The 18,786-nt window shown below is 31.5% G+C and carries 19 protein-coding genes and 2 pseudogenes; 17 read left to right on the forward strand and 4 right to left on the reverse strand.

The features are described from left to right. Nucleotides 1-14 precede the first annotated feature (14 nt). Genes OWM07_RS06895 through OWM07_RS06920 form a run of 6 tightly spaced genes read left to right on the forward strand, consistent with a single transcriptional unit; the run spans nucleotide 15 to nucleotide 6,822 of the window. Nucleotides 15-1,706, forward strand: a complete 1,692-nt coding sequence (locus tag OWM07_RS06895) for a 4Fe-4S binding protein (protein ID WP_423302947.1) — start codon at nucleotides 15-17, stop codon at nucleotides 1,704-1,706. Further along, nucleotides 1,696-2,316 (forward strand): TorD/DmsD family molecular chaperone, encoded by a 621-nt coding sequence (locus tag OWM07_RS06900; RefSeq protein WP_423302948.1) that lies wholly within the window; start codon nucleotides 1,696-1,698, stop codon nucleotides 2,314-2,316. The genes OWM07_RS06895 and OWM07_RS06900 overlap by 11 nt, the downstream gene beginning before the upstream one ends. Then, nucleotides 2,306-2,485: a twin-arginine translocation signal domain-containing protein gene (locus OWM07_RS06905; protein WP_423302949.1), complete on the forward strand. Its 180-nt coding sequence runs from the start codon at nucleotides 2,306-2,308 to the stop codon at nucleotides 2,483-2,485. Before OWM07_RS06900 ends, OWM07_RS06905 begins: the two co-directional genes overlap by 11 nt. An 11-nt stretch (nucleotides 2,486-2,496) precedes the next feature. Next, a complete protein-coding gene (locus OWM07_RS06910) occupies nucleotides 2,497-5,280 on the forward strand; it encodes a formate dehydrogenase subunit alpha (protein WP_423302950.1) in 2,784 nt (927 codons plus the stop codon). 12 nt (nucleotides 5,281-5,292) lie between these two features. Then, nucleotides 5,293-5,880, forward strand: coding sequence for a formate dehydrogenase FDH3 subunit beta (gene fdh3B / locus OWM07_RS06915; protein WP_423302951.1), 588 nt, complete (start codon nucleotides 5,293-5,295; stop codon nucleotides 5,878-5,880). 36 nt (nucleotides 5,881-5,916) lie between these two features. Next, nucleotides 5,917-6,822 (forward strand): formate dehydrogenase subunit gamma, encoded by a 906-nt coding sequence (locus tag OWM07_RS06920; RefSeq protein ID WP_423302952.1) that lies wholly within the window; start codon nucleotides 5,917-5,919, stop codon nucleotides 6,820-6,822. A gap of 8 nt (nucleotides 6,823-6,830) precedes the next feature. Here OWM07_RS06920 and dmpI read toward each other — a convergent pair whose 3' ends face one another. Both dmpI and OWM07_RS06930 read right to left on the reverse strand, forming a co-directional pair. Next, a complete protein-coding gene (gene dmpI, locus OWM07_RS06925) occupies nucleotides 6,831-7,031 on the reverse strand; it encodes a 4-oxalocrotonate tautomerase DmpI (RefSeq protein WP_423302953.1) in 201 nt (66 codons plus the stop codon). 106 nt (nucleotides 7,032-7,137) lie between these two features. Continuing rightward, nucleotides 7,138-7,392 (reverse strand): annotated as a pseudogene (locus OWM07_RS06930) (IS256 family transposase); the annotation flags it as partial. A 283-nt stretch (nucleotides 7,393-7,675) separates the two neighbouring features. On the opposite strand from OWM07_RS06930, the gene OWM07_RS06935 reads away from it, so the two are divergent. From OWM07_RS06935 to OWM07_RS06985, 11 genes are all read left to right on the forward strand, one after another. Next, the gene (locus OWM07_RS06935; RefSeq protein WP_423302954.1) at nucleotides 7,676-8,149 is read left to right on the forward strand and encodes a Na+/H+ antiporter subunit E; all 474 of its coding nucleotides are present in this window, start codon (nucleotides 7,676-7,678) and stop codon (nucleotides 8,147-8,149) included. Next, nucleotides 8,146-8,403, forward strand: coding sequence for an MrpF/PhaF family protein (locus OWM07_RS06940; RefSeq protein ID WP_423302955.1), 258 nt, complete (start codon nucleotides 8,146-8,148; stop codon nucleotides 8,401-8,403). The genes OWM07_RS06935 and OWM07_RS06940 overlap by 4 nt, the downstream gene beginning before the upstream one ends. After that, on the forward strand, nucleotides 8,400-8,708 hold the full coding sequence (gene mnhG, locus OWM07_RS06945; protein ID WP_423302956.1) for a monovalent cation/H(+) antiporter subunit G: 309 nt from the start codon (nucleotides 8,400-8,402) through the stop codon (nucleotides 8,706-8,708). The genes OWM07_RS06940 and mnhG overlap by 4 nt, the downstream gene beginning before the upstream one ends. Continuing rightward, a complete protein-coding gene (locus tag OWM07_RS06950) occupies nucleotides 8,692-9,222 on the forward strand; it encodes a DUF4040 domain-containing protein (protein ID WP_423302957.1) in 531 nt (176 codons plus the stop codon). The genes mnhG and OWM07_RS06950 overlap by 17 nt, the downstream gene beginning before the upstream one ends. After that, complete coding sequence (locus OWM07_RS06955) at nucleotides 9,219-9,641, forward strand: Na(+)/H(+) antiporter subunit B (protein ID WP_423302958.1); 423 nt, start codon at nucleotides 9,219-9,221, stop codon at nucleotides 9,639-9,641. The genes OWM07_RS06950 and OWM07_RS06955 overlap by 4 nt, the downstream gene beginning before the upstream one ends. Next, the gene (locus tag OWM07_RS06960) at nucleotides 9,631-9,993 is read left to right on the forward strand and encodes a cation:proton antiporter subunit C (RefSeq protein WP_423302959.1); all 363 of its coding nucleotides are present in this window, start codon (nucleotides 9,631-9,633) and stop codon (nucleotides 9,991-9,993) included. The genes OWM07_RS06955 and OWM07_RS06960 overlap by 11 nt, the downstream gene beginning before the upstream one ends. Nucleotides 9,994-10,010: 17 nt before the next feature. After that, nucleotides 10,011-11,498, forward strand: coding sequence for a monovalent cation/H+ antiporter subunit D family protein (locus tag OWM07_RS06965; protein WP_423302960.1), 1,488 nt, complete (start codon nucleotides 10,011-10,013; stop codon nucleotides 11,496-11,498). After that, nucleotides 11,495-12,976, forward strand: a complete 1,482-nt coding sequence (locus OWM07_RS06970; protein WP_423302961.1) for a monovalent cation/H+ antiporter subunit D family protein — start codon at nucleotides 11,495-11,497, stop codon at nucleotides 12,974-12,976. Before OWM07_RS06965 ends, OWM07_RS06970 begins: the two co-directional genes overlap by 4 nt. Before the next feature lies 1 nt (nucleotide 12,977). Next, nucleotides 12,978-13,226 carry a hypothetical protein gene (locus OWM07_RS06975; RefSeq protein WP_423302962.1) on the forward strand — a complete coding sequence of 83 codons (249 nt, stop codon included), beginning with the start codon at nucleotides 12,978-12,980 and terminating at the stop codon, nucleotides 13,224-13,226. Beyond that, on the forward strand, nucleotides 13,216-14,994 hold the full coding sequence (locus OWM07_RS06980; protein WP_423302963.1) for a Na(+)/H(+) antiporter subunit D: 1,779 nt from the start codon (nucleotides 13,216-13,218) through the stop codon (nucleotides 14,992-14,994). Before OWM07_RS06975 ends, OWM07_RS06980 begins: the two co-directional genes overlap by 11 nt. Nucleotides 14,995-15,288: 294 nt before the next feature. Beyond that, a complete protein-coding gene (locus OWM07_RS06985; protein ID WP_423302964.1) occupies nucleotides 15,289-15,738 on the forward strand; it encodes a C-GCAxxG-C-C family protein in 450 nt (149 codons plus the stop codon). Nucleotides 15,739-15,914: 176 nt separating this feature from the next. On the opposite strand, the gene OWM07_RS06990 is transcribed toward OWM07_RS06985, so the two are convergent. Together OWM07_RS06990 and OWM07_RS06995 are read right to left on the reverse strand one after the other, a co-directional pair. Further along, the gene (locus tag OWM07_RS06990; protein ID WP_423303058.1) at nucleotides 15,915-16,964 is read right to left on the reverse strand and encodes a PAS domain-containing protein; all 1,050 of its coding nucleotides are present in this window, start codon (nucleotides 16,962-16,964) and stop codon (nucleotides 15,915-15,917) included. A 438-nt stretch (nucleotides 16,965-17,402) separates the two neighbouring features. Then, nucleotides 17,403-18,785: pseudogene (locus OWM07_RS06995) on the reverse strand (chemotaxis protein CheB); the annotation flags it as partial. Between the last annotated feature and the right edge of the window lies 1 nt (nucleotide 18,786).

An 18,786-nucleotide genomic window follows, 5' to 3' on the forward strand; every position in this document is an offset into this window, starting at 1 on the left:
GTTATATTTTATATATGGGGAAAATAGAACGATGTAACTATTTAGATTTTCTATCTGGACTATTAAAAAATTCTTTTTTAAAAGCTGAAACTTTGCGCAAAGAACTAACAGATGTTAGAGAATATAATATCACGATTGCTCCAAGAATTGCTATTATTTCAAACAGTGTTGATTTTTTAAATAAATCTATTGAAAGTTACTCAGGATTATTTGAGGTAATCCCCATTTATATAGGAAAATTAACATCTCAAGAGTTTTATACCTCTTATGATATAAAAATTGGAGGTAGGGAGTATAAATATAAAATTTTTCTTAAATCTTATGCACCTATAGATTTTGAAAAGTGTAGCTGGTGTGGTGAATGTTTTAAAGTATGCCCTGAAAATGCTATAGATTTAGATTTAAACATCGATTACGACCTTTGCTCCCTATGTAAGAAATGTGAACAAGTTTGTGAAGATAATGCCATAACTATTGATAGATTAGAAAGTATAGAATTTGATGCTTCATTTATTATTACTGATGATAAAGAGATTTTATCAGATTTTACAACTGATTGGGTAAAAGTTTATGACATAGATGAACTTGATAAGGTTTTTGAGAGAATAGGGGAGTTTAATGTTTTAGAAATTGTAAAGCATGACAATGATATCTGCCAATATTCTCTAAAACTTGATTACGGATGTAAAAGATGTATTGAAGCATGCGAATATGAAGCTATCTCTACTGATGATGAGGGGATTATTGTTAATCATTTAAATTGTGTTGGTTGTGGCAAATGCATATCGGTTTGTCCAACAGGAGCTATGCAAAATGGCTATTTGAAGGATGATACATTTATCAAATACTTTCAGACATTAGATTTACCAAAAGATATCTCTGTAGTCTTGGGGGAGGAGGAAGATCTTAGAAAATTTTGCTGGGTAAATGATATAAATAAGCTTGAAAACTTAATACTTTTGCCGTTAGAACCAAGATATTTTAACACTTTTCATTATCTATTTTTGTTTGCAATTGGTGTTTCAAAGGTTTTTATTTTAAACGAAAGGCTAAAAGAGAACGAACAGATAAAGTTTTGCAACAAATTACTTGAGTTTTTATTTAAATATAAAGAATTTATTTCGATTTTAGATAATTATAAATTTAATAAGCAAAGTGAGTTAATTAATCCACTTAAAAATCTTTATAAAAATTTTAGCTTTAGTACTAGAAGGAAAAAGTTAGCTGCTATTTTACAATTTTTGTATAAAGAGTCAAATGTATCAAATATTCTTATTAAAGACAACATTTTAGATATTTTTGGAAATGTGCTTCTTGATAAAGATAAATGTACTCTATGCCTTGCATGTGTAAATCATTGTAAAATAGGTGCATTGGTTGCAAAAGAGGAAGATTTTTCATTAAATCATACCCCTGCGTTTTGTATTCAGTGTGGTATTTGTGAATATGTTTGCCCTGAAGATGCCATTGAAATAGCAAGTGGGCTCTTATTGGCAGATGAGTTTTTTAATATGAAAGTTTTAAACAAAGATGAGCCGATGGTTTGCCCTGAGTGTGGGAAAGTCTTTGGAAATAAGAAAAGTTATGACTCAGTAGTTGTCAAGCTGAAAGCTGCTGGTTTGTTTGAAACAAAAGGGACTTATCTTAATTACTGTGAAAGTTGTAGAGTGAAAAAACTTTTTGAAGAGGGAGCTGATGTCCGCTGAGATAGATAACACCAGAATGTTTTTTTATGACTTGATAAAATCGTTTTTTTATGCCGAGCCCACAGAAGAGCTTTATGAAAAATGGATTGAAATTTTTAAATCGATGAAAAGTGAAGAGCTATTGTTTGATGATAGGTTTCAGCAGATTTTAAGTTTTTTTGATGAGGTTTTTAAAAATTATGATTATGAAAAGCTAAAAAATGAATATTATGAGCTTTTTGTTAATCCTTTTTCAGATAATCTTATAAATCTAAACGCTTCGTTTTATCTTGATGGTAAGAATTTTGGAGAAACACTTGTAAAATTAAGGGATTTTTTGTGGGAAAGGGGAATTGTAAAAGATGTAGAGTTTAAAGACTCTGAAGATTCAATAGTTTTTCTTTCTGATACGATGATTTATCTGATTAAAAATAAGTCAGAACTTTCTGATCAGATAGAGTTTTTTGAAAAGTTTATTGAACCTTTTTTCATAGAATTTGCAAAAGCACTAAAAAATCATCCTCAAGCTTATTTTTACGCCAGCTGTGGCGTATTAATAGATTTTATATTGGATGTAGAAAAAAGTTTTTTATCAGAAGGTAACTTAAATGGAGGTGTTTATGAAGCCTAAAAAAAGCAGGAGAGAGTTTTTAAAGTTAGGTGCTTTGGCCACTGTGGGAGCTGTTACTGTATTAAGGGGGAAGAAGTTAATGGCAAAGAGTATTGATACAGCTGAGAGTGAGATTCTATATCGTGAGACAGAAGATTTTAAAAAGTATTATGCTTCGCTTAGGGATTAGGGAGGTTTAATATGGCAGCTAATAAAGTGAAAAAAGTGATTAAAAGTTCTGAAATTGAATCAGCAAAATTTGGTATTAATACGCAAATAGGAAGAAGAACATTTTTAAAACTTTCTGCGGCAACTGCAGCTTTTGCAAGTATGTCTTTATCCCCAACTTTTGTTAAAAAGGCAAACGCATCAAGCAAACCATATCCAAACTCAAAAATTGTTAGGACAATTTGTACCCATTGTGCTGTGGGTTGCGGGATTTATGCTGAAGTTCAAAATGGTGTATGGGTAAGACAGGAAATAGCTCAAGATCATCCTATTTCAAGGGGCGGGCACTGTTGTAAAGGTGCCGGTGCAATAGATATGGTAACAAGCCCAAAAAGGTTAAAATATCCATTAAAAAAGGTCAATGGAAAGTGGCAGAAAATAAGCTGGGAACAAGCTTTGGATGAAGTATCAAAAAAACTGCTCGATATTCGTGAAAAAGATGGCCCTGATGCAGTCATGTGGATTGGGAGTGCAAAAGTATCAAATGAAATGGCTTATTTGCAGAGAAAACTTGCTGCATTTTGGGGGACAAACAATATAGATCACCAGGCAAGAATTTGTCACTCCACAACTGTTGCAGGTGTAGCAAACACCTGGGGTTATGGTGCAATGACAAACAGTATCAATGATATTAGGCACTCAAAATGTGTATTCTTTATAGGTTCAAATGCTGCAGAAGCTCACCCTATAGCAATGCAACATATTTTATATGCAAAAGAGGTTAATAACGCCCCAATTATAGTGGTTGATCCGAGATTTACGAAGACAGCTGCAAAAGCTACCGATTATGTAAGAATTCGTTCTGGTACAGATACAGCTTTTGTTATGGGTTTGATAAATGTAATTATTCAAAATGATTGGTATGACAAAGAATTTGTTAGAACTCGTGTTGCTGGTTTTGAAGAGTTAAAAGAGGTAGCAAAAAACTATACTCCTGAAGAGGTGGAGAGGATTACAGGTGTTCCTGCAAAAGAAGTGGTTAGAATTGCAAAACTACTTGCAGATAATAGACCTGGCACTGTTATCTGGTGTATGGGTGGTACTCAGCACTCTATTGGTAGCAGCAATACTAGAGCTTACTGTATTTTGCAGCTTGTGCTTGGAAATATGGGAAAATCTGGCGGCGGTACAAATATATTAAGAGGACACGATAATGTTCAGGGGGCAACAGATATGGGTGTTTTATCCCACACTTTGCCAGCTTATTACGGTCTTGCAAAAGGGTCATGGCAGCACTGGTGCCGAGTTTGGGATGTAGAGTATGACTGGATCAAGTCAAGATTTAAAGATGAAAGCTACATGTCAAAAAACGGTTTTACACTAAGTAGATGGTATGAAGGAGTAATTCAGGAAGACGAAATTACTCAATACTCACCACTAAAGGCAGTAGTTTTTTGGGGTTGCTCATCAAACTCTCAGTCTCAGTATCATAAACTTAAAAAAGCGCTCGATATGCTCGATTTAGTTGTTATAATCGATCCATTCCCTACTATGACAGCAGCTGCTTGCGATAAAGATAACGTCTATCTTTTGCCATCATCAAGCCAGTATGAGACATCTGGGAGTGTTACAAATACCCAGCGTGGAATTCAATGGAGATACAAAGTAGTAGATCCTGTGCATGAATGTAAAGATGATTATACTATTATGCAAGAGCTTGTAAAAAGGTTTGGCTTTTATGACAAATTCTTTAAAAATATCAAGAAAATACCAGAAGATATAACAAGAGAAATTAATAAGGGTTCTCTCACCATTGGTTATAATGGTCAAACTCCAGAAAGGATTAAAAAGCATACAGATTATTGGCATACTTTTGATGTAAATACATTGCAGGCAAAAGGTGGGCCTTGTGATGGTGAGTACTATGGTTTGCCATGGCCTTGCTGGACTACTGAGCATCCAGGTACCCCAATTCTATATGATATATCAAAACCTGTTGCAAAAGGTGGTTTACCTTTTAGAGCAAGATTTGGCACAGAATATAAATATCCAAATGGCAAAGTGGAAAATCTTCTTGCTGCTGATGGTGTGGCGAATCCTGGTAGTGAGGTAAATGGTGGTTATCCAGAGTTTAAAGGTATTGTTCCAGGTACCAACTGGAAAACTGATTTAAGCCAAAAAACTATAAAGGAAGCTATAAAACGTGGTATGGCACCATTTGGAAATGCAAGAGCAAGATGTTATGTATGGAATTTCCCTGATCCAATACCTGTTCATAGAGAGCCGCTTCATTCTCCTGATCCAGAAATGATTAAAAAATATCCTACTTATGATGACAAACCTGATCATTACAGAGTTTATACGAAGTATAAGAGCGAGCAGAAACTTGATTGGGTTAAAAAATATCCTTTAATCCTTACAACTGGTAGACTTGTTGAGTACATGGGTGGTGGTGCTGAAACAAGGAGTAATAAATATTTAGCTGAACTTCAACCAGAGATGTTTGCTGAAATAAATATCAAAACAGCTAACGATTATGGCATTAGAGATGGGGATATGATCTGGATTGAATCACCTAATGGAGGTAAAATAAAAGTTAAGGCAAAAGTTTCAGAAAGAGTTGATGATAAAACAATTTTCTTACCATTCCATTTTGGTGGATTTTTCATGGGTGATAGTTGGGCAGGAAAATATCCTGAAGGAACAACTCCTTATGTTTTAGGTGAAGCTGCAAATGTTGTTACAAACTATGGATATGATATTGTTACTCAAATGCAGGAGACCAAAACAGGTCTTTGTCGTATAACAAAAGCTTAATGGAGGAATGTTATGGGTAGAATGAGATTTTTATGTGATGTAGATAGATGTATAGATTGTAACGGTTGTGTTGTAGCATGTAAAGAAGGGCATCATGTCCCAGTGGGTATAAACCGTAGAAGGGTTATTACTATAAATGAAGGGAAACCAGGCGAAAAAAGTATTTCTGTAGCCTGTATGCACTGCTCTGATGCTCCATGTATTGCTGTTTGCCCTGTTGATGCGCTTTATCAGAGAGAAGATGGAATTGTGCTTGTAAATAAAGATGTTTGTATAGGTTGCGGTTACTGTTTCTTTGCATGCCCATTTGGTGCTCCACAGTTTCCAAAAGGGAATTATTTTGGTGCAAGAGGTGTAATGGACAAATGTACATTCTGTGCAGGTGGGCCAGCAGAAACATTTAGCGATAAGGAAAAAAGACTTTATGGACAAAATAGAATTGCAGAGGGTAAAGTGCCTCTTTGTGCAGGTATGTGTGCCACAAAAGCACTTCTTGCTGGTGATGCTGATAAAGTCGCAAATATTTACAGAGAGAGGGTATTTCGCAGAGGTTCTGGAGCAAACGCTTGGGGATGGGATAAAGCGTACAATAGAAAATAGGGGGTAATATCCCCTTTTTTTATAAAGGGTGACAAAATGTCAAAAAGAATATTTTTGTCTTTAATAATGTTAGTTTTAATAACAGTTTATGCTTATCCATATTTTTACTCTTATGAAAAATACGATTTGAAAAATATTGAGAGCTACAACACAGTATTATTAACTGATTCTTATAAACAGATATCAAAAGAGTTTACGAAGGATTGGAAAAATTATGGCAAAACATTTTTAGTTTTACAAAAAAACTATGTGAAAAAGATTTATATTTTAATATTAATTTTAATCCCTTTAATTTTTCTTCTGCATTACATAATAATTGGTCCAAAAAGGTTTTCACATGATGGTGAAAAGTTTCTGATTTTTAATGTATTAAATAGATTAGTTCATTGGATAACTGCTGCAGCTTTTACTATTTTGGTTATTTCTGGACTCGTTATGTTGTTTGGAAAATATTTTGGTGGTGGCTCTTTTGTGAGGTTTTTTAGATATTTACATGCTCCAGCGGCATTTATTTTTACACCCTTTGCAATTGTTATGTTTTTGATGTGGGTAAAGGATATGATAATTGCTCCAGGGGATATAAAATGGATTATTAAGTTTGGGGGGTATCTCAGTAAAAAACTTGATAATATAATGCCAGTAGGGAAATTTAATCCAGGACAAAAAAGCTGGTTTTGGCTTGCTACCATGGGTGGTATGATAATGATGTTTACTGGATATTTTCTATATAGTTTTGATACAGATGTTAATAATTTGAGAATATACGCTCTTATTCACAATTTTCTTGGGATGTTGCTTTTGATAATGTTTTTGGTTCATCTTTATATGTCGCTTTTTGCAATCAAAGGATCATTAAAATCTATGATTACAGGATACAAACATGAGGATGAATTGAAATATATGCACAACCGCTATTATGTCAAGGTTAAGGGCGGCAAATAGGTTTTTTCCTATTTGCTGTCTTTATTTTTTTCTGAAATTAATTTTCCTCCGACACTGACATTTTCAGGGCTATTTTCTTTTATTAGGATAATGATTGATTCTTCTGGCAAGTTAAAATATTTTGAAGCAGCCTCTGTGACTGTTTTTACAAATTCTTTTCTTTTTTCTAAATCATTAATTTTTGGGCCTTCTGCTGTAATAATTGGCATTATTCACCTCATAAATTAGTACAAAACTTTCAAAAAGTTTAATTTATATTTTTTGTTAACTCAAGTAAATTTTTACATATACAATTTTTACTTCAACATAGTGCAACTAATTTTGTGTAAGCTTTTTATCCTCCTGTAATCTACCATATTTTTCAGCCCTTTTATTTTTCAATACTGCTAAAAAATAATCCCAATGTCTCATCTTTCATGATTTGTAACTACCATTCCTCTATAATATTACTAAAAATAATACCTTCCCTAACGCTTTCTTATCATAAAAAAACTCTATAACTTTCGTCCTCCTTTTAACCTCTTTATAAGGCCTCATTAAAGCTGGATATTTCAAATATGTCATTAATTCTTAAATTTCTCCAAGCTTTTCTAAAAAACTAACACATTGTTCCGACATAAATTCCATAAAAATTTCTCGAATATCCTTCCTTTTTTCAAATAATTCAGCTAAATTATAATTATTCATTGGGGTATACTTCCTTTTTCTGTTTTTTGTGTGCATTAGTAGATTACAGGAGGTATGCCTCTTTTTCAATTTTTACAAAAAATTCTTATACACTACCTAATAATTTCTTGACAAAATATGTAGTTTACATATATATCAAAACATTGTTTCATATGAGGTGGGAAGGGTGTTTAGTTATATATTTAGTTTTATAGTGCTTCTTGGTTTTTGGATAGTTTTATCTGGACATTTTCATACACTTTTAATAGTTCTTGCTCTTTTATCCTCTTTAATTGTAGTTTACTTAACTAATGATTTATTTTTCCCTAACAAAAAAGTTAACATAAGATTACTGCTGAAAATATTTTTATATATACCTTTTCTTTTAAAAGAAATTATTTCATCTAATATTCAAGTCTTAAAAATAATTTTTAAAAAAGATATTAAAAATACGATTAGCCCTATTATGGTTGAATTCAAACCTAAAGTTAAGTCTGACATTGGGGTGACATTGCTTGGCAATTCAATAACACTTACACCAGGAACTGTTACAATATTTGCAAGCGATAAACAGTTTTTGGTTCATGCAGTAGATAAAGACTTTGAGTCGGGTATATATTCATTGCAAGAAAAGGTTAAAGAAGTAGAGAAAGTTGTATGATTTTTAAGTTAAGTATTATAATAGTACTAATTGCATCATTTACTGCTATTTACAGACTAGTAAAAGGGCCTACTTTTTATGATAGAGTTTTAACAGTAAACCTAATAGGTACTAAAATCATTGTCCTTTTGGTACTGATAGATTTTTTATACAATAGACCAGAATTTGTTGATATTTCAATTACATATGCCCTAATAAATTTTATTGGCACTATTGCTATTTTAAAACTTAAAGAAAAGGGGAAATTAGATTGAGCTTTATTACGGGTTTTTTTATTATTTTAGGCTCGTTGCTAATTTTGGTTTCAACAATTGGCCTTATCAGAATGCCAGATTTTTACACAAGAATACATGCTGCTGGCATAACAGATACTTTAGGTCAAATATTAATTATTTTTGGATTAATTCTTTATGAAGGATTTTCTCTTATATCTTTAAAATTAATTATTCTTGTTGCGTTTATATTTATTGCAAATCCAACAGCAACTCATGCGTTAGCTAGAGCTGCTTATATTAAAGGTGTAAAATTTTGGAGTAGACAAAGTGACAATTCTAATTGATATCGTTTTCTTAACATTTTTAATTTTAGCAGCTTTTTTATCTATACATTTTAAAAACATGCTTAACTCTGTTATTGTTTTAGGTGCTTATTCTTTATATGTTGCGGTGCTATGGACTACTCTTAATGCTATTGATGTCGCTTTTACTGAAGCTGCAGTAGGAGCTGGGATAAGTACTGTACTATTTCTTGCGGTTTTTACAAAGGTAAAAAACGAAGATAGATCATTCGTTAGAAAAGATAGAAAAATACTTGCAATTGGAATACTGTTTTTTGTAGGGTATCTTCTCATATTAAGTGTTACAGATATGCCAAAGTTTGGTGATCCAAACTGGGTTACAAATACATATCTTATTCCTGACTTTATTGCACGTGCTAAAATAGAAACAGGAGCTGATAATATTGTTACTGCCATTTTGGGAAGTTACAGGGGGTTTGATACTAATGGTGAAACAGCTGTTATATTTATAGCAGGTCTTTGCTCATATTTGATATTGAGTAGGGGTGAGAATTGAGAAGCGATACAATATTAAAAACTACTACGAGGATAATTGTTCCTTTTATCCTAATGTTTTCTTTATATGTTTTAGCTCATGGAGAAATTAGTCCTGGTGGAGGGTTCCAGGGTGGAGTAATATTTGCAGCAGGATTTATTTTGTATGCAATGGTATTTGGTATTGAGGAGTTTTATAAAATTATTAGTAAAAGAATGGTTATTTTCTTAACGGCACTTGGTGTTTCAATTTATACAGGTGTAGGTTTTATTACCATGCTAAATGGTGGTAAGTTTTTAGAATACGCAAAGTTGCCAGGACTTGATATGAAATCAGGTAACTCCATAGGTCTGCTTCTTATTGAAACAGGAGTGTTTATTACTGTATTTAGTGTAATGATATTATTATTTATAGAGGTAGCGAAAAAAAATGATAGTTGATTTTTTAATATACAAATACAATTATCTGGCAACCATCATACTCATATTGATAGGTCTTTATAGTGTTATAGTAAATGGCAACCTTTTAAAAAAGGTAATTGGTCTTAATATTCTTTCTACTTCTGTTATACTTTTTTATATTAGTATTTCAAAGGTAACAGATGGTGCAGCACCTATATACGCAGATGATGTTATAAGATATGATAATCCCTTACCTCATGTTTTAATGCTTACAGCAATTGTGGTTGGAGTTGCAGTTACTGCTGTAGCTTTGTCTGTCGTTTTGAAGATTAAAGAAACTTATGGAACTATAGAAGAAGATGAAATAATAGAGATAGATGAAAATGAATAAAATATGGTGAAAAATAAATGAATTTGGAAATGAATTTACCAGCACTTGTTGTTGTTTTTCCTTTTTTTAGTGCAATGCTGATGGTTGCTATAGGTGTATTTTATAAAAAAATAGTTCAAACAATGTTTCAAGTAACTGCACTTATAACTGCATATTTTTCAATTTTGTTATTAATTAAAGTTTATGAAAGTGGCCCTATTAGGTATTTTTTTGGTAATTGGGTACCACCTGTTGGAATAGAATATTATGTAGACTATACGAATGTTTTGTTTATTACCATAATAGCGGTTCTTTTATTTGTAATGAGTATATATTTTCCAAATAGTGTTAAAAAAGAAATTCCAGAATCAAAGCAATATATCTTTTACTCAGTCACAATGCTATTTGCATCAGGACTTTTAGGGATAACCATTACTGGTGACTTATTTAACATTTACGTCTTTACAGAAATTTCATCAATTACCGCATATGCTCTTATCGCAATAGGTGGTACAAAAAGATCCTACAGGGCAAGTTTTAATTATTTGATACTTGGTACAATTGGAGCTACTTTCATAGTTCTTGGTATAGGCTATCTCTATATGGCAACAGGGACACTGAACCTTTTAGATATGCAACAAAGACTTGTACCTATGTATAACTCTAAAATCGTTATAGTTGGTTCAGTTTTTATAATTGTAGGTTTAAGTATGAAGATGGCTCTTTTTCCCCTTCATACATGGTTGCCAGGTGCTTATACTCACTCTCCGTCAACTATTAGTGCTTTTATGTCTGCTACCAGCACCAAAGTGATGGCGTATTTACTTATCAGATTTTTTTATACCATACTCACTCCTAACTTTGTCGCAAAAACATTGCCCTTAACTGAAGTATTATTTTATATTTCTCTTATTGCTATTTTAGCAGGCTCTTTTTTAGCTCTAGGACAAAAAGATTTAAAAATGATGTTTGCATACTCATCTATTGGTCAAATTGGGTATATTGTTTTCGGTACAACTTTAATAAATAAATATGGGCTTATTGGCTCTATGTATCACTTTCTTTCCCATGCTGTGGTTAAAGGTGGGCTTTTCCTTGTTGCAGGTATTATATTTTATTTTACAACTTGCACTAAGATTGAAAATCTAAATGGACTTTTTAAGAGGATGCCATTTACTTCATTTGCTTTTCTTATTTTTGCATTATCTATGGTAGGTATACCTATTACATCTGGATTTATCAGCAAGTGGTATCTTGTTTTAGGTGCAATAAATTCTGGCAAGTGGTTGGGAGTAATAGTTATTTTAATAAGTTCCCTATTAACAGCTATTTATTTTTGGAGAATTGTTGATAGAATCTTTTTTATCAACTCCGATGATAAGGTAAACAGGGTTAAAGAGCCTTTGAGCATGTTGATACCAACATATACACTTGTAGCTATAACTCTATATTTTGGAATATTTCCTGTAAAACTTATTAGATATACTGAAATAGCAGCAAACTTCCTTATGGAGACAATTAAATGACTGAAGTAGTTAACTCTTCTATTCCTTTAATTGCCGTTATTATTCCTCTTTTTATAACGCTGCCGATCCTGTTGACAAAAAATAACCCAAATATTCGTGATTTTTTTAGTGTAGCAGGTGCATTTACGACTTTTTTAGTTGTTTTCAATATATATTTAAAAGTGAAAAATGGTGAAATTCTTGAATTTCAGCTTATTGAATTTATACCTGGTCTTGTATTAAAATTTAAAGTGGATGCATTTGGTGTCTTCTTTGCATTAATGGCTTCTTTTTTATGGTTTGTCACAACGTTTTACTCAATTGGATATATGCGTGGCAACAAAGAAAAAAATCAGACTAGATTTTTTGTTTTCTTTGCTATTTCAATGTTTGCTGCTATCAGCGCAGCCTTTTCTGGCAATTTAATCACTCTCTATCTATTTTATGAAATACTTACTTTTGCAACTTATCCGCTTGTTGCACACAAGCAGACAAAAGAGGCTATACAGGGTGCAAGAAGGTATCTTTCTTATTTATTACTTACATCTGTTATGTTTTTTCTGCCTGCGCTAATTTATATCTATACAACAATAGGAAATTTGGACTTTACATTAGGGGGGGCATTAAACTCTACGAATAATGTTGACAAATCAGTGTTAGGAATCATGTTATTACTTTTTGTATTTGGTTCGGCAAAAGCCGCTGTGATGCCTTTTCATTTATGGTTACCTTCAGCTATGGTTGCTCCTACCCCTGTTAGTGCATTGTTACATGCAGTAGCTGTTGTTAAAACTGGTGTATTTGTTATTGTTAGAGTATTTGTATATATTTATGGAATTGACTTTTTAAAAGATGTATTTACCACAAATTTAGTTACTATTTTTGCTGCATTTACGATTATAGTTGCATCTATGGTTGCCCTCAGACAGGATAATATTAAAGCAAGATTGGCTTACTCAACGATTAGTCAATTGTCATATATTGTCCTTTCTGTTTCACTCCTTAGCATAACTGGTGCAATAGGAGCTATTATGCATATTGTAGCTCATGGCTTTGCCAAGATAACCCTTTTCTTCTGGGCAGGTGCTGTTTATGTTGCTAACCATAAAACTAAAGTAAGTGAACTTAACGGAATAGCTAAGTATATGCCATACAGTATGGCTGCTTTTACTGTCGGTGCCCTGTCTATGATAGGTTTTCCTCCAATGGCTGGACTTATCAGCAAATGGTTTATTGCAAATGGTGCGGTCGAAGCTGGAAAAGCTTGGGTAATAGGAATTCTTGTTATTAGTGCCCTTTTAAACGCTGGATACTTTGTGCCAATATTTATAAATGCATACCTTAAGCCAGCACAAAATGCCCATGAAGAACATTTACATGAAGCACCATTAATAATGCTTTTACCAATAATTGTTACCTCTATACTTACATTCGCTATTTTTATTTATCCGGATATGTTTTTAAACTTGGCTAAAATAGCACTTGGAATTGGAGGTTAAATTGAAAAAAGAATTTGATTTTTTTGATAAAAAAGAAAATATAGAAAAACTTAAAATTATTTTTTATATCGTGTTAGTCGTTTTAGTGTTGTTGGATTTAGTAGTTCACAAACATCCTCACTATACTTGGGAAAGTTATTTTGGTTCTTATGCTATTTATGGATTTATTTCATGTGTATTGATTGTTGTCGTATCAAAATTTTTAGGAAAATTATTTTTACAAAAGCCAGAGGATTACTATGATAGGTAGTTTACCGATTTTTATATTTTTCTTTTTAGGTGCTATTTTACTTGCCTTTACTAAAGGTAAAGTGCATAAGGCACTTTTTATTGCTATTCCTGCTATTGCTTTTATAGCTCTAATCTACACACCTATAAATGTTGAATTTAGTGGAACTTTTTTAGGGCTTAACTTGAAATTTATTTTTATAGATAAATTAAGTAAAGTATGGGGATATATTTTTGCTATTATGGCGTTTTCATCTGCAATATTTGCATATCATAACGACGATTATAAAGAAAATGTATATGCTACATTATATGTTGGAAGTTCCTATGGTGTTATTTTCGCAGGCAACTTACTAACATTATTTATTTTCTGGGAATTAATGGCTATTTTTTCTACAATGATTATTTTTGCTAGAAAAACTGATAAATCTACAAAAGCTGGATTTAGATATCTTTTAGTTCACGCTTTTGGTGGACAGCTATTATTTGCTGGGATGATACTATATTATTTTAAAACAGGCAGTCTTGATTTTGGATATATAGGGCTTCAAAATATAGCGACACTCTTAATTATGCTTGGTTTTGCAGTCAATGCTGCAATTCCACCTTTCTCTGCTTGGCTTCCAGACTCATATCCAGAATCTACTGTAACAGGTACTGTTTTTTTGAGTGCATATACAAGTAAAACTGCAGTTTATGTGTTAGCTAGAAGTTTTCCGGGTGAAGAAATTCTTCTTTATGCTGGTGCAATAATGACTGTCTATGGAATAATTTACGCTATATTAGAAAATGATATGAGAAGAGTATTATCATACAGTATTATCAACCAGGTGGGATTTATGATTGCTGGAGTGGGGATTGGGACTCAAATGGCAATAAACGGTGCAGCAGCACATGCTTTTGCTCATATTCTTTATAAAGCTCTTTTAATGATGGGAGCTGGAGCAGTTTTATATAGAACAGGTATTAGTAAAACTTCAAGGCTTGGCGGGCTTTACAAAACTATGCCGTATACTCTTTTCTTTAGCTGTATTGGAGCTGCAGCAATTTCTGCTTTTCCTCTAACAAGTGGTTTTACATCAAAATCACTTATAATTGCTGCTTCTTTAGAAGAACATAAAACTATTGTTTATCATATACTACTTTTAGCTTCCGCTGGTGTATTTTTACATGCTGGAATTAAATTTCCTTATTTTGTTTTCTTTCAAAAAGATTCAGGCTTGAGACCTAAAGAAGCTCCTTTGAACATGCTTATAGCTATGGGGTTTGTGAGCTTTTTATGTATTTTACTAGGAGTAAAGCCTGAATTATTATACAATATTCTTCCGTATGAGGTTAATTATGAACCGTATACTCCTTCTCATGTAGTAATGCAGCTACAAATACTTATGTTTTCAGCAGCAGCATTCTTTTTTATGTTACCTATGTTAAAAAGGACTGAGACTATTACTCTTGATACAGATTGGTTTTATAGAAAAGGGGGTAAACTATTCTTAATTTTTGTTGACAAGGTAGTAATTTATATTGGAAGTAATATAAAAAGCTATTTATTTGAAAAAATACCCTCAAAAGCTGCATACTTTTTCTCAAATCCAGCTGGATACATTAAGACTGTATACTATATTATATACTACAAAGTTTTTGAAGATAACCCAAAAAAGCTAGAAGAAAATTTATCAAAATTGGATGACATTAGGTCAGTTAAGACAGAAGTGAATTTAGGAAATTCTATGATTTGGGTTACATTTTTTATCTTTTTTTACCTTTTAATTTTTTATTTTAGTTTATAAAAGCAGTGCTAGTATATTAAATTTTTTAAACATATTTATAGAAAAATTTTTAAAAAATATAGTGTAAAAAATTTTGTATAAGTATCAGGAAAAGTGATATAATATCTATAATCTACTGATAACTATTAAAATACAAAAGAAGAAAATATACACCAATTAATAATTTTAATTTAACTGTATTAAAATACAGGAGATAAAATACTTCGGGCAAGAAATGTGTTGAATTTAAAAAATTTTAATATTTTGCTGTTTATATATCATGGTATTAAATAATTCAATGATTAAGGAGTTTGCATGATTGATTTTGAAAAAGAGCAACTTATAGGTGATATGGCTGCTAAATATTTTAAGAGCGGTTATTATTGTTCAGAAGCAATAGTAAGGGCTTTTGAGGATGTTACTGGTGTTATTTTTTCAGATGATTTTAAAAAGGCGATGACGATTTTAGGTGATGGAATTGGTGGTAGTGGCTGTTTATGTGGAGCTGTATCATCTGCTATAATGATAATTGGATTTTTTACAGGTAGATTAAGTGCTAAAGAAAGTGATAAAGCTTCTCAAAAACTGGGTAACTATTTTATATCAGCATTTAAAAAACAATATGGGACAACCTGTTGTAGAGCATTAAGAAAAAAAGGTGAGATTGTGCTTGGTATTGGTAAATACAAACATTGCCCTGAAATAACAGCTTTTTCAGCAAGGCTCCTATACAAAATACTATCTGAAAAAGGTTATATCAACTAAATTAATTTGGGGCGATGTATTGAAAAATTACTTAGGTTGTTTAGATTGCTTCGCTAATGCTCGCAATGGCCAATTTCTCAGTAATTGCGAGGAGAATGCGACGAAGCAATCTGAGATTCTTGAGCAATTATTAATTTTGCAACACCTTCAAAATATCAAACCTTTTATGAAAAGTTTTAAATTATTTTTATTGTACCTACAATAGCAATAACTTTTCTTTTTTCTTTAATAGGTTCACCAGTGATTTTGATTTTTAAAGTTGTTTTATCATCTTTTTTATATGTAAATTCTTCATCAAAGGGTTTCCCTTTTTTACTTGCATCTTCTAATAATTTTTTAAATTTATCTTTGTTATCTATCTGCTTTATTATTTTGTTAAAATAATCTTTTGCATCAATTCTAATATTTTTAGCATCTAAATCAAATATTTTATAAGTTTCTTTTGATAAATAAATATTGTTGTTTATTATATCAAAATACCAGCCAGTAATACCGTATTTATTAAAAATTTCTGAAATTATATTTTCTTTTACTTTTAAGAAAAACTGTTCTTCTTTTATCCTTGTGATATCTTCAAATTTTACAATCACTCCATAATTTATTCCACTAATACCAAGCTCTATAATGGCTGAAGACATCTTGTACCATTTTCCTGTTGTGGATTTGACTTCTAACTCTATATTTTCTTGATTTTTAACCACATCCTTAAAGATATTATAAATATCTACATCTTCCAGATTGTGATTTATATGTTCTATACTTCTACCTATATCTGAATCTATAATCTTAAAAATCTCTTTTATTTTTGGTGAAAATCTCTTGATTTTTAAACTGTTATCAAGAATTAAAAGATCTGTTTCAGAATAATTTAATAGATTTTCTAAATAGCTCTGTATCTCTGCTTTTTCTAAAATCTTTTCCTGCAATTCTGTGTTTACTATGTAGAGCTCTTCATTTGTGCTTTGCAATTCTTCATTTGTTGATTGGAGCTCTTCATTACTTGCTAATAACTCTTCGTTTGTTGCTTGTAGTTCATCGTTTGCAGTTTCAAGCTCTTCAATTGTAGCTTGTAAATTTTCTTTTGTAATTTGTAATTCATACTCTAATTCCTTGTAATAGTTCTCTTTTTCTACAGAGAGATTAACTTCTTTTACAGTTGCAATCTTTTTGGACGATTCTTCAGTAAAAATCATTATAACAAAAGGTATCTTTTTTACTGTTTCCATATAGATAAAATCAATAGCTAAATTTATCTTTTTACTATTGTGTTTAAAGACGGTTTTATATCTAAAGTTTTCTTTTGTCTTAAAAACTTTCCTGATTGCACTAACTACATGGACAGATAACTGTTCAGTTATAATATTTGATAAGTTTAAATTTGGTTCTCCTGTAGGAAATTTTAGATATGGTGCTGTGTCCCCTTCAATATATATGAGATTAAAATCTTCATCAACTAATGCAAAGAACTTGAAATAGTGATTAACAATATTTTTTAATGTATTTTCTAAAATTGTTTTTATATCCTTTTTAAATTCTAAGTTGTTGTAAAGGTTTAAATCTGTAACATTTTTATAATCAACAGAAATTGTTTTTTGTTTTGTATTGTTGGTTAATAAAATTTTAGTTCTTCCTACTGATTCGAAAATTTTGTATTTTAAATTAACAGGCTTAAATCTTTTGTCATCACCTATCGATTCACTAGTTCCTAAAACAAGAAATCCCCCATCCTTTAGAGCAAAATGGAAAATATCAAACACCTTTTTTTGAGCCTCTGGCTTTAGATAAATTAAAAGGTTTCTACAGCTAATTAGATGTAAATTAGTAAATGGTGGATCATTTAATAGGTTGTGCTCAGCAAAAACAATAGTTTCTCTAATTTTTCTTGATATTAAATATTGGTTGCCATGTTTTATAAAATATTTGTTTAAAAAATAGTTAGGGATATCAGAAACTACACTTTCTGCAAAATAACCTTTTGAGGCTGTTTGTATAGCTGATTTGTCTATATCTGTGGAAAAGATTTTAATGTTTTTTTAAATATTTTGTGTTTCTAAAAAATCGTATAAAATAATCCCAATACTGTAGGCTTCTTCTCCTGTGGAGCAGCCTGGCACCCAGACCCTTATTTCGCTATCGTTTTCAAACTTACTAACCAATTTAGGGATTACTTCATCTTTTAAAAACTCAAATGCATCTTCATCTCTAAAGAAGTTAGTTACCCCAATTAAAAACTCTTTGAATAAGACATGGATTTCATTTGGGTTATTTAGAATGTATTTATAGTATTCTCCCAAATCGTTACATTTTGTGACAGCTAAACGACGAGCAATTCTCCTGCTTATGGTTGATGGTTTGTAATTTTGAAAATCTACACCATGTTTATTTTTTATGAGGTTGAAGATTTTTTCTAATGTATTGGGTGAAAAAACTTCTGTTTCAAAAATAAGCTTGTTTGCAGATGGATGATTTATTATATTTTCAATCTGTGAAGGCATTTCAGAAGGGTGTAATACAAAGTCAACTATCCCTGTATTAATTGCAGCATTTGGCATGCCATCAAATTTTGCAGTTTTAGGGTCTTGGACAAAAACAATACCACCATTCTGCTTAATGGCTCTTATCCCTCTTGTCCCATCAGAACCTGTCCCAGATAGTATTACGCCTATGGCTTTTTCCTTTTGATCTTCAGCAAGTGATCTAAAAAATATATCAATAGGGAAATTTATCCCCATTGTATAATCTGTATCCTCAAGAACAAATTTACCATCTTGTATTTTCAAGTTTTTCTTAGGTGTGATTAAATAAATTTTACCAGCTTCTGCCACCATCCCATCTTCAACTTTAAATACTGGATAATCAGTTTTTTTAGAAAGTATTTCAGTCATCATACTTTTATAGTTTGGTGAAAGGTGTTGGATTATGACAATTGCGTACCTACAATATTCTGGTGCTGGGAGGTTTAAAATAAACTGTTCGATTGCTTCTAATCCTCCAGCAGAAGCTCCAATACCTACATAATATTCTGGAAGTTTATATTTTTTATCCATT

Source organism: Deferribacter thermophilus (assembly GCF_049472675.1).
Taxonomy (GTDB): Bacteria; Chrysiogenota; Deferribacteres; order Deferribacterales; family Deferribacteraceae; genus Deferribacter; species Deferribacter thermophilus.

Bases quoted from the DNA above. Each gene is read 5' to 3' on its own strand.
- OWM07_RS06910 (WP_423302950.1), top strand. From the start codon at position 2,497: ATGGCAGCTAATAAAGTGAAAAAAGTGATTAAAAGTTCTGAAATTGAA.
- dmpI (WP_423302953.1), bottom strand. From the start codon at position 7,031: ATGCCAATTATTACAGCAGAAGGCCCAAAAATTAATGATTTAGAAAAA.
- OWM07_RS06920 (WP_423302952.1), top strand. From the start codon at position 5,917: ATGTCAAAAAGAATATTTTTGTCTTTAATAATGTTAGTTTTAATAACA.
- OWM07_RS06990 (WP_423303058.1), bottom strand. From the start codon at position 16,964: ATGGAAACAGTAAAAAAGATACCTTTTGTTATAATGATTTTTACTGAA.
- OWM07_RS06960 (WP_423302959.1), top strand. From the start codon at position 9,631: ATGATAGTTGATTTTTTAATATACAAATACAATTATCTGGCAACCATC.
- OWM07_RS06940 (WP_423302955.1), top strand. From the start codon at position 8,146: ATGATTTTTAAGTTAAGTATTATAATAGTACTAATTGCATCATTTACT.
- OWM07_RS06900 (WP_423302948.1), top strand. From the start codon at position 1,696: ATGTCCGCTGAGATAGATAACACCAGAATGTTTTTTTATGACTTGATA.
- OWM07_RS06980 (WP_423302963.1), top strand. From the start codon at position 13,216: ATGATAGGTAGTTTACCGATTTTTATATTTTTCTTTTTAGGTGCTATT.
- OWM07_RS06970 (WP_423302961.1), top strand. From the start codon at position 11,495: ATGACTGAAGTAGTTAACTCTTCTATTCCTTTAATTGCCGTTATTATT.
- OWM07_RS06905 (WP_423302949.1), top strand. From the start codon at position 2,306: ATGAAGCCTAAAAAAAGCAGGAGAGAGTTTTTAAAGTTAGGTGCTTTG.
- OWM07_RS06985 (WP_423302964.1), top strand. From the start codon at position 15,289: ATGATTGATTTTGAAAAAGAGCAACTTATAGGTGATATGGCTGCTAAA.
- OWM07_RS06965 (WP_423302960.1), top strand. From the start codon at position 10,011: ATGAATTTGGAAATGAATTTACCAGCACTTGTTGTTGTTTTTCCTTTT.
- fdh3B (WP_423302951.1), top strand. From the start codon at position 5,293: ATGGGTAGAATGAGATTTTTATGTGATGTAGATAGATGTATAGATTGT.
- OWM07_RS06895 (WP_423302947.1), top strand. From the start codon at position 15: ATGGGGAAAATAGAACGATGTAACTATTTAGATTTTCTATCTGGACTA.